This window comes from Methylophaga sp. UBA3192, assembly GCA_002363955.1.
In the GTDB taxonomy this organism is placed as follows: Bacteria; Pseudomonadota; Gammaproteobacteria; order Nitrosococcales; family Methylophagaceae; genus Methylophaga.
Genome location: DEXE01000006.1, coordinates 60,666 through 75,717, shown reverse-complemented (window position 1 = coordinate 75,717; position 15,052 = coordinate 60,666). Strand labels below are relative to the sequence as shown.

Annotated in this window: 15 protein-coding genes; 3 read left to right on the top strand and 12 right to left on the bottom strand. The window is 44.1% G+C overall.

Annotation, left to right across the window (positions count from 1 at the left end):
• Window positions 1–4: 4 nt before the first annotated feature.
• From B2337_RS07445 to B2337_RS07415, 7 genes are read right to left on the bottom strand one after another with little or no spacing between them, the layout of a single operon-like run.
• Complete coding sequence (locus tag B2337_RS07445) at window positions 5–1,039, bottom strand: SAM-dependent methyltransferase (protein ID WP_292360071.1); 1,035 nt, start codon at window positions 1,037–1,039, stop codon at window positions 5–7.
• Window positions 1,036–1,800 carry a DUF1295 domain-containing protein gene (locus B2337_RS07440; RefSeq protein ID WP_292360073.1) on the bottom strand — a complete coding sequence of 255 codons (765 nt, stop codon included), beginning with the start codon at window positions 1,798–1,800 and terminating at the stop codon, window positions 1,036–1,038. Before B2337_RS07440 ends, B2337_RS07445 begins: the two co-directional genes overlap by 4 nt.
• On the bottom strand, window positions 1,787–2,329 hold the full coding sequence (locus B2337_RS07435) for a DUF2878 domain-containing protein (protein WP_292360075.1): 543 nt from the start codon (window positions 2,327–2,329) through the stop codon (window positions 1,787–1,789). The genes B2337_RS07440 and B2337_RS07435 overlap by 14 nt, the downstream gene beginning before the upstream one ends.
• Window positions 2,322–3,584: an SAM-dependent methyltransferase gene (locus tag B2337_RS07430; RefSeq protein WP_292413084.1), complete on the bottom strand. Its 1,263-nt coding sequence runs from the start codon at window positions 3,582–3,584 to the stop codon at window positions 2,322–2,324. The genes B2337_RS07435 and B2337_RS07430 overlap by 8 nt, the downstream gene beginning before the upstream one ends.
• Window positions 3,581–4,369, bottom strand: a complete 789-nt coding sequence (locus B2337_RS07425) for a DUF1365 domain-containing protein (protein WP_292413083.1) — start codon at window positions 4,367–4,369, stop codon at window positions 3,581–3,583. Before B2337_RS07425 ends, B2337_RS07430 begins: the two co-directional genes overlap by 4 nt.
• Window positions 4,359–5,621: an NAD(P)/FAD-dependent oxidoreductase gene (locus B2337_RS07420; protein WP_292413082.1), complete on the bottom strand. Its 1,263-nt coding sequence runs from the start codon at window positions 5,619–5,621 to the stop codon at window positions 4,359–4,361. Before B2337_RS07420 ends, B2337_RS07425 begins: the two co-directional genes overlap by 11 nt.
• Window positions 5,618–6,550: an acyl-CoA desaturase gene (locus B2337_RS07415; protein WP_292413081.1), complete on the bottom strand. Its 933-nt coding sequence runs from the start codon at window positions 6,548–6,550 to the stop codon at window positions 5,618–5,620. Before B2337_RS07415 ends, B2337_RS07420 begins: the two co-directional genes overlap by 4 nt.
• 143 nt (window positions 6,551–6,693) lie before the next feature.
• On the opposite strand from B2337_RS07415, the gene B2337_RS07410 reads away from it, so the two are divergent.
• Window positions 6,694–7,266: a nuclear transport factor 2 family protein gene (locus B2337_RS07410; RefSeq protein ID WP_292360085.1), complete on the top strand. Its 573-nt coding sequence runs from the start codon at window positions 6,694–6,696 to the stop codon at window positions 7,264–7,266.
• Complete coding sequence (locus tag B2337_RS07405) at window positions 7,263–7,799, top strand: chalcone isomerase family protein (protein ID WP_292360087.1); 537 nt, start codon at window positions 7,263–7,265, stop codon at window positions 7,797–7,799. The genes B2337_RS07410 and B2337_RS07405 overlap by 4 nt, the downstream gene beginning before the upstream one ends.
• 218 nt (window positions 7,800–8,017) lie before the next feature.
• On the opposite strand, the gene B2337_RS07400 is transcribed toward B2337_RS07405, so the two are convergent.
• The 4 genes from B2337_RS07400 to ectA form a co-directional block, all read right to left on the bottom strand.
• Window positions 8,018–9,460 (bottom strand): aspartate kinase, encoded by a 1,443-nt coding sequence (locus tag B2337_RS07400; protein WP_292413080.1) that lies wholly within the window; start codon window positions 9,458–9,460, stop codon window positions 8,018–8,020.
• Between the two features lie 58 nt (window positions 9,461–9,518).
• Window positions 9,519–9,923, bottom strand: a complete 405-nt coding sequence (locus B2337_RS07395) for an ectoine synthase (RefSeq protein ID WP_292360090.1) — start codon at window positions 9,921–9,923, stop codon at window positions 9,519–9,521.
• An 84-nt stretch (window positions 9,924–10,007) separates the two neighbouring features.
• A complete protein-coding gene (ectB, locus tag B2337_RS07390; protein ID WP_292360092.1) occupies window positions 10,008–11,369 on the bottom strand; it encodes a diaminobutyrate--2-oxoglutarate transaminase in 1,362 nt (453 codons plus the stop codon).
• Window positions 11,370–11,424: 55 nt separating this feature from the next.
• Entirely contained in the window at window positions 11,425–11,940 is a 516-nt protein-coding gene (gene ectA / locus B2337_RS07385; protein WP_292413078.1) for a diaminobutyrate acetyltransferase, read from the bottom strand.
• 281 nt (window positions 11,941–12,221) lie between these two features.
• Here ectA and B2337_RS07380 point away from each other — a divergent pair, with 281 nt between their 5' ends.
• Complete coding sequence (locus B2337_RS07380) at window positions 12,222–12,812, top strand: MarR family winged helix-turn-helix transcriptional regulator (RefSeq protein WP_292360096.1); 591 nt, start codon at window positions 12,222–12,224, stop codon at window positions 12,810–12,812.
• On the opposite strand, the gene B2337_RS07375 is transcribed toward B2337_RS07380, so the two are convergent.
• The gene (locus tag B2337_RS07375; protein WP_292413077.1) at window positions 12,809–14,923 is read right to left on the bottom strand and encodes a two-component system response regulator; all 2,115 of its coding nucleotides are present in this window, start codon (window positions 14,921–14,923) and stop codon (window positions 12,809–12,811) included. The genes B2337_RS07380 and B2337_RS07375 overlap by 4 nt on opposite strands.
• Window positions 14,924–15,052: the final 129 nt, after the last annotated feature.

Here is a 15,052-nt window from a genome sequence, read left to right as displayed (position 1 = left end):
TGCCTCAGTTTACCCGTTTGGAAAATAAATAGTGCGTAACCAGCCATTCAGTCCCATCGCGATAGCCAAACAACTCGGCACAGGCCATAAAAAACAACCGCCAGCGTTGGAGCCAGATAGCACCTTCGCCCTTGCCATAGGTCTGATCAAACAAATCTTTAATCTGGCGGGCATTCTTATCTGTGTTTTCCAGCCAGGCTTCGGCTGTTTTCTGATAATGCTGGCCGTTGACCAGCCATTGCTTTTCAATTTGCAACGCATCCTGAAAATGTAACAAGGTATCTGCCGAAGGCATTAAGCCACCCGTAAAGAAATAACGCCCCATCCAGTTATCATCGCCTTCCGTTTCAAATGGATAAACCACACTGCGATGGCAGAAAATATGTACAAACAATTTGCCCTCAGCATTCAGCCACCGACTGACTTTATCCAGCAATTGCTGGTAATTACGCATATGCTCAAACATCTCAATTGACACGATACGGTCGTATTGTGTGTCCAGTTCCAGTTCATTCACATCACAGGTAATAATATGGATATTGGTTAAACCACGGGCTAATGCCTGTCTTTCGATATATTCACGTTGCGAATTTGAATTTGACACTCCAGTAATACGTGAATAAGGGAAACGCTCAGCAAGATATAGGGTCAGCGAGCCCCAGCCACAACCAAGCTCAAGAATATCCTGACCGTTTTTAAAATCTCCGCGTTCGACATAAACATCCAGCATGGCTTTTTCAGCCTGATCCAGTGACACAGTGTAATCATCCCACCAGCAACCACTGTACTTAAGGTGTTTGCCCAATGACAGCTGATAAAACTCGGCCGGAACTTCATAATGCTGTTCATTCGCAGCTTGAGTTTCAATGGCAATAGGACTGTTGCGCAACATTTCAATGCATTGATTTTTAATTTCACTGGCGGCTTCAGGATCATAGGCATTTTCATCATGAAGTCTTTGTCTTAGCAGCTTGCGGATGCCGAGTCGTATTAACGCATCAGGCACCAGGCCTTTTTCGGCTATAGAAATAAGACTCATGTTTTTTTCCTCCAGGGAATAAATGCACTGGTAGTTTGTTGATAACGGCGATATTTATCGCCACGACTGCGAATTGCCTGTTGTTCGGTATATGGGATGCCGGTAATGAAATACAGAAATAACAGCATGATAAGCGGTGCCAACCATAACCAACCGCCATATTCCAACCCCATTCCCATTAATGGATAAGCAAACCAGTGCAACCATTCGAAAAAGTAATTCGGATGTCTGGAATAATTCCACAGGCCTTTCTCACACACCTCGCCTTTATTTTTGGGATCCGCTTTGAAAGCGGCTAATTGCTTATCCGCCGTGGTGACGCCGATAATGGCGATTATCGCTATCGCCAGGCCAGCATATTGAGCCAGTCCCAAATTTTCAATCTGTCCCTGACTGATTAACCAGACCGGAATGGCAAAACCCCAGGCCAGTAATGCCTGGAACTGGAAAAAGAAAAAATGGTAAAAATTGGTTTTATCGGCCCAGTAGTCTCGCAAGTATTTATAGCGGCCATCTTCATCCTCACCTAATACCCGTTGAGCAAGATGCAGTCCCAAACGTAGGTACCATAAAAACATAATACTGGCCGCCAGCAGACTTAATGGCAGATAACCATCACTGGTAATCAAATGAAACAATGCTAAAAAGCTCAGTGAAAATGCCCATAAAACATCAACAATACCGGCATTTTTACTGCGAAGTTGCCACAACCAGCCGCCCAGCATGATCAGTGAAACGATAAAAAAACTAAACCACAGCATGTTGCGTCCCTGATTCTTGATTTCGCCAAAAGAGAGTAAGTGTCAGTAATAATGGAATAACCAGTCCCCAGCTGATGCCAAGCACAATAATCAATATTTCCGGCTGCAACCATTGCAAGGCACCCAATCGACTGCCCGCATAATAGGAAACCGGACTGGCAACGGCAGATAATATCCCCGCCAGCAAACGATGTTTTAACAACCAGGACATTGAATGATTAAGGGTTAAGGCAAAATTAATCCACAAACACCAGATCCACCACGGAGCAATCGGTTCTATAGTTTGCGCCTGATAGGCCATCAAGCCCCAGGCAGACCAGCTGGAATCTAAAATGACACCAATTAAAATGGCGGCTAATACCAGTTTGTAATCCGTTAGTTTCCAGGGATAAAAGCGGAAATGAACAAATAAAAATGCTGCAGTAAATAATAGCGCCGGCGAATTCAAACCGGCTGCACCACTTAATACACAGGCGAACCAACCGATTTGAAACAGTAAAAAGTTGATGATAGTCAGTCGTTCAGGCATACGCTGGACACCACTGGGCTCGACGATTGTCAGCTTTGCTGAATAACAAATGCACATCACTGATACTGCGTTCAGCAAAACCGCCTTCGCAGTAACACAGATAAAATTCCCACATGCGAATAAACGATTCGGGATACCCCATGGCCCTTACCTTATCCAAAGCGCCATTAAAACGTTCACGCCAGGCTGCAAGAGTAATAGCATAACTGGGACCGATATCTTCCAGACTGGTAAGTTTGAGTTTGGCTTTGGCAGCCGAATTACTCAGCACTGTGACACTGGGGATAAAACTGCCGGGGAAAATGTAGCGCTTGATAAAATCCACTGATTTTACGGCCTGTGCATAGCGATGATCTTCCAGCGTAATAGCCTGGATAATCGCCAGGCCATCCGTCGTTAATAAAGCAGCACAGCGCTGAAAATAATCATCAATATAGTGATGCCCAACCGCTTCGACCATTTCAATGGAAATAAGCTTATCGAACTGACCTTGCAGATCACGATAATCCTCAAGCAAAACCGTTATTCGATCGGTTAATCCGGCTTTTTCAACGCGTTGAACAGCATAGTCATATTGCTGTCTGGATATCGTCGTCGTGGTGACTCTGCAGCCATAATGCTGTGCAGCAAATACCGCACAACCGCCCCAACCCGTGCCAATTTCCAATAAATGATCCGTGGCTTGCAAATCCAGCTTGTCACACAATCTCGCCAGCTTTTGCTGTTGTGCGGTTTCCAATGACTCGTTGCCGGTGTAATAAATCCCGGATGAATACATCATCCAGTCTTTATCCAGAAACAATTCAAATAAATCATTCCCCAGATCATAATGTGCAGCAATATTCTTGCGACTGCCACGCCGGCTGTTACGGTTTAGCCAGTGAAAGCCTTTTAATAACGCACCGGTAATTCTGGCAAAGCCCTGTTCGAGTTCATCAGTCAACGACTGGTTACGCACCAGAATCCGCACCAGAGCCGTTAAATCACTACACTGCCAGTCACCCTGCATATAGGACTCTGCTGCTCCGACGCTACCACCTTGCACTATGGACTCAAAAAAACGTCGGTCATAGACAGTCAGACATACAGACAAGTCCGCTTGAGGCTCACCCAGCTCATAGACTTCCCCTGCAGTATGAAGGTGGATGCAGCCTTTCTGGATCCGGCTGAGCTGACGAATAACCCCTTTTTCATAGAGTTTCGACAGACGGCTAATCTTGCTATTTTGCGTTTCAATGATGGCCGTTTTACTCATTTATCATCTCCATGATGGATAACAGGTTGAGTCACAGTCTCAGCTTGCTGATCAGGATGACTGAAAGTAGGCGTATGTTTTCCCCATAACCGCAATGCCTGCCAGTAGATTCTCAATACGACCCTGAGTGTCTGCATCGGATAACGAATCGGTAACCAGCGCATGCTTCTGGCGGTCATTGGCTGAAAATCAGCCTGTAAGGTTGCATCAAACTGACGCTCGCCTTCACGCAGTAACACCATATTGATATTAATGGCACCCTTATCCAGCTTAAATCGCCAGTGATATTGAATATCCATCGGCATAAAAGGTGAAATATGGAATTGCTTATCAAAATCAAACCGCCATGGCTGACTCTGCTGTTGATCGACTTTTAATACGTAGGCATGACGTTCGTTCCACGGCGTATTATTAATTTCCGCAACAATAAATTGGAGCTGTTGCTGATCAAAACAGAAATAAAAGGTCACTGGATTAAAGATAAACCCCAGATAGCGAGGGTGAGTAAGTATCTTCACACTTCCAGCGAAATTCTCGCCGCTACGTTCATAGATCAAATCGACCACTGCCTGCTTTAAATCGGTCTGTTCGGATTGCAGGTAGTCATTACGATAAAAACTAATCAGATTGAAACGTTCCAGTGACCAGAAGCGTGAGCGTTTGAAGTGTGTCTGCAATTCATCCAAGTCCAGCATCAACATCGCTAGTGGATATTGAAAACCATGTTTATTGGGTAAATGGCGTTGATGATTAACCCAGCCACGATAAATGCCATCAGGCAACATTGGCCACTCCCTGCTTAGATTCTTTGAGGGCATCAATAACCCGTAACGCACTGCTCACACCATCTTCATGAAAGCCCCATCCCCAATAGGCACCGCAATAAAATGTATGCTGCGTGTCGGCGATTTCCTGCCAGCGACGTTGGGCGTTGAGTGTTGACAGGTTATATATTGGATGGGCATAACGACGATGTACCAATACATTTTTCGGGTTAATTAGATGCCCTGAATTTAACGAGACAATCAGCTCTGCCGGTGCAACCAGACTCTGCAAGGTATTCATGTGATAACTGACCGTACACTGTTGCTGCAACTCTGGTCCTACCCGCACATTCCAGCTGGCCCATGCCTGGGAATTTTTGGGCAACAGGCTGATATCGGTATGCAAATGCATTTCGTTTTCCTGAAAACCTATGCCACCCAGAACAGCCACTTCGGTCTCACTGGGTTGATCCAGTATACGTAATGCCTGGTCGGCATGAGCGGCGATGATCACTTTATCAAAATGACGTTTTTCACCATCTACAGTCAATGTCACACCATGCAAATTACGCTCGATACGATGAATTGGCGTGCCAGTTATAAATTCAGCATTGCTCTGCTTTACCAGCGCATCAACATAGGACTTGGAACCACCCGTTACAACGCGCCACTGAGGCCGGTCGGTTAACGACAACATATGATGGTTATGCATAAAACGAATAAAATATTGCGCCGGAAAATCCACCACTGACATACTGGGGCCGGACCATAAGGCACATGCCATCGGAATGAGATGATCGTTAATGAATATATCGCTGTAGTTGTTGATAGCCAGATACTGCCCCAGAGTCAGACCATCATCATCTTCGTTCAAAAGAAGTGGTGCTTCACGATAAAACCGCACCAAATCCCATAACATTCGGTAAAAGCGGAAATTCAACAGATTACGTCGCTGACAGAATAATTTATTCAGATCACCAGCGTTATACTCCAGACCAGATTGGACATTACTGACACTAAAACTCATTTCTGTCGGCTGGCTTTCGACCCCTAATTCACTTAATAACCGGGTAAAATTCGGATAGTTCTGTTCGTTGAAAACAATAAAACCGGTATCCACATTAAATGATTTGCCGGCAAGCTCCAAACAATGTGTGTCCGTGTGCCCCCCCAGATAATTACTCGCTTCAAATACCGTGACATGATGCTGTTTTGCCAGATAATATGCAGAGGTCAAGCCAGATATACCCGCGCCAATTATCGCAATTTTCATACACTTTCCTCAGGGAGGATTTTCTTACTTTCACGCTTGTGGAGTGGCACTGTGCGTACGTCCCAGATAAGTCCCGATTTTTGCATTAATTTCAAAATGTAATAACTGATATCCACTTCCCACCAATAAAATCCCTGTCTTGCTGATGCTGGATAATGATGATGATTATTGTGCCACCCCTCTCCCAGAGTCAGTAATGCCAGAAATAGGTTATTACGACTCTCATCAGCCGTTTGATAGCGCTTTTTGCCCAGACAGTGCGCCATGGAGTTGATCAGTAAAGTGGCATGTAACAGAACAACCGTTGAAATAAAGTATCCCCACACCAGCATTTGCCAGCCACTGGTTCCGGAACCGGGGAAATACTTCTCCAACAGCACACCGAGAATAAATAATGCTAACGCCAATAACACCGGAACAGCCAGATCATAACGATCCAACCAACGTAGTTCTGAAAAACGCTGCCAATCCGGGACCAGCGTGTAATCGGCCTGATAGTGCTTGCCGGAGAGAAACCAGCCCATGTGACTCCAGAAAAAACCCTGCTTGGGTGAATGCGGGTCGGCAGGTTGATCTGCATGCCGATGATGCTGCCGATGATGAGCTGCCCACCATAAAGGCCCCCGCTGGGTGGCGCTTGCGCCGATCAAAGCAAACAGAAACTGTACCGGTCGAGTGGTTTTAAAGGATTTATGCGCAAAATACCGATGGTAAAACGCCGTGATGGCAAACATTCTTATCAAATACAATGCCACAGCCATGAGAACGGCCACAGCAGATATGCCAACAAAAAAGACAGCTAAACAGGCCAGATGTAAAACCAGAAATGGAATAACCCTCAACCAGTCAATACCATCCTCAGCGCTCTCGACAGACTCTGCTGAATAGGCGGCTTCACCATTGTCAAACCATTGTCGAATTGATTTCATGAAGTGTCTCTTTTTCGATGGTGCCAAGCTTAATCAGCAAAGCGTGAATTGCGTGTGAAGAATAGCTGCACATACTCTTCACCCCGTTTTCACAAGTGATACGTTTTGATGAACTACGAAAATAGTGAAACGGAAATATCACCATGCTCAAACAAGCTATTCAATCAAGATTATCGTGGTTATTGCCGTTTTTTATTCTGTTATCAGCCTGTAGCGGGAACACCATGCAAAGTGCCTACTTAGATGATTATAGAAAAGCTATCTCTGTTGAGGGTTCAAAACCAATAAATGAAGCTGAAGCCGTAAAAGGTTTCATTGCAGTATTTAATCAGGTTCAACACGGTGATGTAGCAACCATTATCAACGAAACCTACGCCGAAACCCTTTATTTTAACGACACCTTTCGCACCATCACCGATAGAAACGAGCTGATTGATTACATGCAGCAGACAGGTCACCAAGTGGATCATCTTGAAGTGCAGATTGAAGATATCGCACTTAGCAAACAGGATATTTATGTGCGTTGGGTGATGCGAATGCAGTTTTCGGTAATGGGAAAAAAAGTCGATAGCGAATCTATTGGTATCAGCCAGTTACGCTTTGATGAAGATGGCAAAATCATTCTGCATCAGGATTTCTGGGATGGTGTGGATGGCTTTTATCAATACCTGCCAATCATTGGTTATTCACTGAGAAAAATCCGGAATCAATTATGAAAAAACATGTTTTATGGGGCTTGTTGGTGCCATTACAGCTGGCCAGTGCCAATAGCTTTGAATCGAAGATTCAACTGGATAATACTACCCTGCAACAATGTTCTGCGGTACCGATAAAAGTCATGTTGTTTAATCTTGGCGATGTCGCGTTATATCGTGAACAGTGTCGCGAAGATAGTGAACTCACCAGCCAGATGGTTCAACTTTCGTTTATTTATAAGCGCGCTTTTGATGCCGAGGATTTTCAAAAATCCTCGGTGGAATTGCTCAAACGTAATGTAAACCAAACAACCTTTGAATCAATTGAATCAGCATTGGTGGAGTTTAATAGCGGGTATCAGCAAGCCGAACCAGGAGATCGATTCGATATACGCTATTCTTCAGCAGAAGGTTTAATATTATTCAAAAATGGCCAGCAGCTGAGCCAGAGCGACGATGCAAAACTAGGGGAAGTCTATTTTGATATCTGGTTTGGACAGGATCCCTTTAGTAAAGGCATGAAAAAGGATTTGCTGGCAGGACTAAAACAATAAACCCGCCTTTCGGCGGGTTTGATTAAATCAGACAGACGTTTCACCGGGCTGTAATAGCTTTTATCCTGAGAAGGTTCTGCAAATGTTACAAAGCCGGCTCTTCTGATACATCATCTTCTGTTGATAACTGCCCTGTGGGCGATTTCAGTTAAGGCGCTACCTGCAGCAGTTCCGGTTCTGTGGAGCCGGTATTGAGCAAACACCCATGCATAACGTGTTTATGACGCAAGGCAAATCGCCCTTCCGTGGTCATGAACTTCAACTAAGTAACTGTGCAGATTTTTGATAGCGTCCGCATAGTCGTCTTCATCAATGATAAATTGCATATCCACCTGACGCATTGACTGATGCATTGCCAGCACGCTGATATTTTTCTCAGCCAATGCGCTGACGGTACGTGCCAGAATACCAGGGATTTTCATATCACTGCCAATGGCAGAAACAATCGCTACTTTCTGCTGATTGATTTCAGCTTCAGGGAACTGTTCCTGTAAAGCCTCTCGGATCCGGCGGATATTCTTCAGACTGGCTGAAAGATAATGCGTGATGGTATTGGCATTAATATCTTTGGAAATGATATGTGCTTTATTTCTGCGGATCTGTGCCAGGATTTCACGGTCATAAACATCAATATTACCAGCCATATCCTGATCAAACAGCTCAAAGGCATAGACATGTTTGCAACCGGCGATAATTTCCACGCAGGGCTTGCTGCTGATGTAGTCACCGGTAATTAAGGTACCAGCGTGTTCCGGTTCAAAGGTATTGCGCACCCTCAATGGAATATTATTCTGCCGCAACCCTTTTGCTGCTTTAGGGTGAATGGCTTCCATACCAAGATTGGCCAGCTGATCTGCGACATCATAATTAGTTCGGCCAATCGGTACCGCATTATCTTCGCCGACCAGTCGTGGATCAGCACTGCTCAGATGAAACTCTTTATGAATAATCGCTTCGTTGGCATTGGTTAATACGGCAATACGACTGAACGTCATTTCGCTGTAACCACGATCAAAGGTAGACATCAAACCATCATCGCTGTGGGCATAACCGGTGACAATGGGTAACTCTTTACTGAGGTCAATTTTGGCAAACGCCTTATCAATACGCTCATCCAGCTTCATGTGTTTGTCAGTCTGCCAGCCGGTCAAATCCACATAACGGGCGTTGATCTTGTCTTTTTTCAATAAGGTGGCTGTATTCCAGGCACTGTGCGCTTCGCCGATACTGGCCAGCATTTCACGTACCGTAGCCAAATGCATATCCAGCGCAAAATGACCATGCTGGCAAAGACGTTGTAAATCGGCCAAAACACGTTCTGCATCTTCAAGCCGTTCGCCAATAAACTCATTAGCCTGCTTCAATGTTTTTTTATCTTTAAACAATTGCTGGTTGATGGAAAAAATCTCCTGCTTGAGCTTTTCCATCGCTTCTTGCCAACTGTCATCATTCAGACTATTGGCAAATTCAGCATACACGCCTGCTGTCCCGTTTTTCTTATGCTCAAGTAGCAGATTGGTGATACCACCGTATGCTGAAACAACAAATACACGATTGTAAATTGACTCGTTATGAACCGGTTTCAGAATAATATTGTCGCGCACCGCGACATAGTCGCTCATTGAGGTGCCGCCTATTTTTTCTACCGTATGAAATTGCATATCTACTCTCTGTTAATTCGTTGTACTCCGGACCAAACCGGAAAGGCTGCATTGCCTGTTATTCAGTTACTGCTTCAGCGTCTAGTTCATAGGCACCTTCAGCGTTGTGAACTTCTTTACCATTCAAAGGTGGGTTGAATACGCAGGCAAGGTGAAGTTCTTTAAATGCACGCAGGATATGGCGATCATGTTTATCCAGGTTGTATAAGGTTCCCGGTGTGATTTTGTAGACTTTGCCGTCATCCAGTGTTTCCACTTCACCTTCGCCACTGATGCAATACACTGATTCCAGATGATTCTGATAATGCATACGGAAATCGGCACCGGCATAAATTGTAGTGATATGGAATGAGTACCCCATATTGTCATCTTTCAATAACATACGGGTGCTTTCCCAATTACCATCCGGCGAAACGATACGACGAGAGGTTTGTTGTGCTTCTTGTAGTTGTCTGACAATCATGGCTTGTCCTCTGTTAATTACTTGTAAAGTCCGGTGACCGAAAGATCAGTCACCGAATTAGAAAGATAAGTAGATCCCGGTTGATTAACTTGCTGCTTTGTTATCGGCCGCTTCAAACGTATCGGATTTACTGGCTTCGTCACTCACTGAGTAATCACCTTCAAAAAAGTCTTTTTCTTCCGGAATACTATCTGCCTTATCACACACTTCCTTAATGGCTTTCTCCAGAATATCGATACCTTTTTTCAGGTTTTCATCGGTAATTGTCAGTGGACAGAGAAATTTCACCACATGATCATCGGCACCACTGGTTTCGATAATCAAACCGTTCTGGAAACATTTACGGGTGATTTGACCCGCTAATTCGCCGCTGACGCAGTTGATGCCACGGAACATGCCCCGACCATGTGAGTTGAAGTTACCTTCGCCATATCTGGTCACAATAGCATCAACACGATCAGCAATATATTGACCTTTACGTTGTACTTCTTTGGCAAATTTATCGTCTTTCCAGAAATAGTCCAGCGCGGCTTTAGCAGTGACAAATGCGTGATTATTACCACGGAATGTACCGTTATGCTCACCCGGAGACCATTGATCAACTTCCGGTTTCATCAGTACTACAGCGAATGGCAGTCCATAACCACTCAATGATTTCGATAAGGTGACAATGTCCGGGTAAATACCCGCTTCTTCAAAACTGAAGAACGTACCAGTACGCCCACAGCCAGCCTGAATATCATCAACAATCAGCAATACCTCATGGCGCTTGCAGATTTCTGAAAGACTTTGTAACCATGTCATTGAAGCAGCGTTAATTCCACCCTCACCCTGTACAGTTTCAACAATTACCGCAGCGGGCTTATCAACACCACTGCTGGAATCCGATAACATCTTGTCGAGCAGGTTGGTGGTATCTACATCATCACCAAGATAGCCATCATAAGGAATACGGGTTGAACCGTGTAAAGCGATACCTGCACCACCACGATGGGTTGAATTACCCGTCACCGATAATGCCCCAAGGGTTTGACCATGCCAGCCATTAGTGAAAGAGATAATATTTTCACGACCGGTTTTTTTACGGGCAATTTTTAATGCCGCTTCAACGGCATTGGTTCCGGTTGGACCGGTAAACATGACGATGTAATCAAGGTCACGGGGTTTTAGAATATTCTCGTTAAAACTTTCTAAAAACTCACCCTTGGCACGAGTGTGTAAATCCAGGCCTTGAGTAATACCATCACGTTGAATGTATTCGATCAGTTTCTCTTTAAATAACGGATGATTGTGACCATAATTCAGCGAACCGGCACCGGCCAGAAAGTCTATATATTCATTGCCGTCATCATCGTAAATCAACTCGCCTTGTGCCTTGTCAAATAAACGAGGGAACGCGCGGGCATATGAACGCACTTCTGATTCGATCTCTTCAAAAATTTTCATTCGCTTTTCTCTCCTGTGGAAATTTTGGTCATTGCTGACCTGAATTCATTATGGGTTAGGCAATTGGCTTGAATGGGCCAACTTTGACTAACATTTCAGTATCGTGTTGATTGGCAAAATGCTGATGACGATCAAACATAACACTACTGCTTATTTCGGTATCCAGCTTACGAGCCAGACTCTCAAATAACGCCCATGATGCTTTGTTATCCGGGGTTATTGTTGTTTCAATTCTTTTTATATCGCGGTTTTGTTCTCGCGAAAGAATCGCTTTTAACATTCTTCCGGCAAGCCCCTGACCTCGGGCTTTTTCGCCAACGGCTACCTGCCACACAAACAGTGTTTCAGGGCGTTTAGGAATGCGATAACCGGAAATAAAACCGACTAATTCATTGTCAAGAACAGCCGCAACGGCTGTTTCTGCAAAATGACTGCTTTGCAGTAAGTTGCAATACATTGAGTTGGTATCTAAAGGGGGGCACGCTGAAATGAGTTTATGCACAGCTGCACCCAACTCTGCCGTTGGTTGCATCAACTCTATAGGTAAGGGTGCGGGTTTGGTTTGGGTCATATTTATAATCAACTCTAATGTTTATTACACTAAGCACTAAATGTGCTTATAAAAAATAGAAATTGCCATTACATTTTTCATTAATCAATATAATCATACATTTATGACTTGCAGATGACAGAATCTAAATATATAGTACACTAAACAAATTAAAAGTCCAGACCACACAATGTCGCACAATTTAGTTTGATAACGTTAAAATGGGATGTAGTTTAAACCGGATTGTGTTTGAAAAGAGGTCTGCCCCAAGTTGAACCATTTGTAAAAAAACGTGGGAGAATATGCTGAATTCAATCCAAATTAATACCGAGACTATCGACGCGCTTGGACTAGACAAAGAGCAAAGGGAACACCTGTTGAATCACATTGAAGAAGTGCTTATTGCGTTACGCCGTGTTATCCGCGCTACCGATCTACATTCTAAATATCTGGCCAAAACCACCGGGCTGACGGCACCACAGATTCTCTTGTTACAAACCCTGCGAGATAAAGGGCAAGTCACCATCGGCGAACTGGCTCAGGAAATGAGTTTAAGCCAGGCTACGGTAACTACCATTCTGGACCGCCTGGAAAAACGTGGTCTGGTGTATCGTCAACGCTCACAAACAGATAAACGTAAAGTACATGCCTATCTGACCGAATCTGCTACCGAGACACTTAAAAGTGCACCAATTCCATTGCAGGATCGTTTTACCCGGGAATTCAGTAAACTGGATGAATGGGAACAGGCTATGATCATGTCTGCCTTAAAGCGTGTAGCACAAATGATGGATGCTCAGCATATTGATGCATCACCCGTTCTGGACATTGGTATGTTGGATCGTTATGGGGATGAGCAAGATGTCGTCAAAATACCGACCAGGCGTCGCTAAAGATTTTGCAGGCCCTGACCATTTTCTAATAAGCGTTCTATTTCACCCGCAGGAAGTGGTTTACTGTAATAATAACCTTGTAACTCTTTGCACCCCATTGTAGTAAGCATATCTACCTGCGCAATGCTTTCAACCCCTTCTGCAATGGTTCTCAAACCTAGATTATCTGCAAGCTGGACAATAGTTCGGGCAATCGCCGCATCTTTGGGATTGTCAACGATTTCATCAACAAAGCTTTTATCAATTTTCAAGGTATTAATCGGAAAGTTTTTCAGGTAGCTCAATGAAGAATAACCGGTTCCGAAATCATCAATGGCCAGCCCTACCCCCATTGCTTTTAATGCGTTTAATAATGGGATTGTCTCCATCACATCTTTAAGCATCGCCGTTTCAGTTATTTCCAATTCAAGAGAGGCTGCTGGCAACCCTGAATTATTGAGACTTTGTCCAACCTGCTCCAGAAGTAACTGCTGATTAAACTGCATAGCAGACAAATTCACCGAAACACGCCATTGAACATCAAATTGTTGCTGCCATCCCCGGGTTTGCAAACAGGCCTGATTTAACACCCACTCACCAATAGCAATAATCAAACCGGTCTTTTCAGCCACGTCTATAAATACTAACGGACCCAACAGACCTTTTATTGGATGCAACCAACGCAGCAAGGCTTCAAACCCTATGATCTGCTTCGTTTGCACATCAATCTGCGGTTGGTAAAACAGCAGAAACTCATTACGTTCCAATGCTTGGCGCAGATCCTGTTCCATCTGTAAACGCTCATACAGATAATCATTCATTTCTGCTGAGAAAAACTGGTAATTGTTACGTCCTAATTCCTTGGCATGATTCATTGCCACATCAGCATGCTGCATCAACGCCTGAACGTTGTCCCCATCTTCAGGGAAAAGAGCAATACCGATGCTCACCGTACTGAAAACATTATGCTCTTTGATATCAAATGATTTTTCAAATTTGGCCACTATCCGCTGGGCGATATTTGCCAGCACATCCACATTATCAATATTGGTCAGCATGACGGTAAATTCATCACCCGCGAACCGGGCCACACGATCATCCTTATCTTTGCTCACTGCAATCAAATCCGCATCTCGCAGACAGTCCTTAATTCTCGACGCAGCCTCACATAACAATGCATCACCGACCTGATGCCCATAGGTATCATTGATATGCTTGAAGTGATCCAGATCGATAAACATCAGTGTTAAGGACTGTTGTTTATGTCGGGCACGAGCAATAGCTGTTTCCAGCTGCTCAATAAACAGTCGTCTATTCGGCAAATCTGTAAGGGTATCGTAATACGTGTAATAAGCGAGCTCCTGTTCAGATCGCTTGAGTGAAGTTATGTCCTGCAACGTGCCAATAATCTTCCACCCATCATAATCTTCGGTAATTTCTGTTCGTTCATGGAGATAAAACAATTGACCGCTTCCTGACTGAATACGATATTCAATATCATAAGGATGCTTTTGATGAATGGCCCGACGAAGCGCCTGTTTGAATAATGGTCTGTCTTCAGGAAAAATGTGATGAAGAATCTGTTTAAATGAAAGGACTTTTGAGGATTTCTCTATACCAAAGATCCTGTAAAGATCAGCACTACATTCAATCTGATTCTGTTTGAAATCCCATTCCCAATAGCTTAGATGTGCAATTGCCTGAGCTTTATCCAGTTTTGAACGGCTCAGACTAAGTTCGCGTAAGGTATTATTGGCTTTTAGAATATATCGAACACGGTGTGCAAATAACGGCCATTTGAATGGTTTTGTAATGAAATCCGTCGCCCCCGATGCAAACGCCTCTTCAATATCATCAACTTTGTCATGCACAGTAACCATCACGATTGCTGCTTGTTGACCTTTAGGAAGTAAACGGAGCTGACGACAACAGGTAAACCCATCCATGCCAGGCATGGAAACATCCAGTAAAGTGATATCAGGCAAAAACTCGGCAAATAATTTTATCGCCTGCTGCCCATTTTCAGCTTCGATAATGGATAAGTTCGGATCCTGAAGTGATTGTTTCATCAATAAACGCGTGACCGGATCGTCATCGACGATAAGCACGGTATATAGGGATTGACTATCCATGTTGCCAGATACCTGAATTTCTAAGCATAGAAATACTGATATAAGAATGACGAAATAGAATCAGCGGCAGTTTATATCAGCAATGTAACCAAGACCATAAACTACCATAGCCTCAAACGCTTTAACCTG

Bases quoted from the DNA above. Each gene is read 5' to 3' on its own strand.
- B2337_RS07445 (WP_292360071.1), bottom strand. From the start codon at position 1,039: ATGAGTCTTATTTCTATAGCCGAAAAAGGCCTGGTGCCTGATGCGTTA.
- B2337_RS07440 (WP_292360073.1), bottom strand. From the start codon at position 1,800: ATGCTGTGGTTTAGTTTTTTTATCGTTTCACTGATCATGCTGGGCGGC.
- B2337_RS07435 (WP_292360075.1), bottom strand. From the start codon at position 2,329: ATGCCTGAACGACTGACTATCATCAACTTTTTACTGTTTCAAATCGGT.
- B2337_RS07430 (WP_292413084.1), bottom strand. From the start codon at position 3,584: ATGAGTAAAACGGCCATCATTGAAACGCAAAATAGCAAGATTAGCCGT.
- B2337_RS07425 (WP_292413083.1), bottom strand. From the start codon at position 4,369: ATGTTGCCTGATGGCATTTATCGTGGCTGGGTTAATCATCAACGCCAT.
- B2337_RS07420 (WP_292413082.1), bottom strand. From the start codon at position 5,621: ATGAAAATTGCGATAATTGGCGCGGGTATATCTGGCTTGACCTCTGCA.
- B2337_RS07415 (WP_292413081.1), bottom strand. From the start codon at position 6,550: ATGAAATCAATTCGACAATGGTTTGACAATGGTGAAGCCGCCTATTCA.
- B2337_RS07410 (WP_292360085.1), top strand. From the start codon at position 6,694: ATGCTCAAACAAGCTATTCAATCAAGATTATCGTGGTTATTGCCGTTT.
- B2337_RS07405 (WP_292360087.1), top strand. From the start codon at position 7,263: ATGAAAAAACATGTTTTATGGGGCTTGTTGGTGCCATTACAGCTGGCC.
- B2337_RS07400 (WP_292413080.1), bottom strand. From the start codon at position 9,460: ATGCAATTTCATACGGTAGAAAAAATAGGCGGCACCTCAATGAGCGAC.
- B2337_RS07395 (WP_292360090.1), bottom strand. From the start codon at position 9,923: ATGATTGTCAGACAACTACAAGAAGCACAACAAACCTCTCGTCGTATC.
- ectB (WP_292360092.1), bottom strand. From the start codon at position 11,369: ATGAAAATTTTTGAAGAGATCGAATCAGAAGTGCGTTCATATGCCCGC.
- ectA (WP_292413078.1), bottom strand. From the start codon at position 11,940: ATGACCCAAACCAAACCCGCACCCTTACCTATAGAGTTGATGCAACCA.
- B2337_RS07380 (WP_292360096.1), top strand. From the start codon at position 12,222: ATGCTGAATTCAATCCAAATTAATACCGAGACTATCGACGCGCTTGGA.
- B2337_RS07375 (WP_292413077.1), bottom strand. From the start codon at position 14,923: ATGGATAGTCAATCCCTATATACCGTGCTTATCGTCGATGACGATCCG.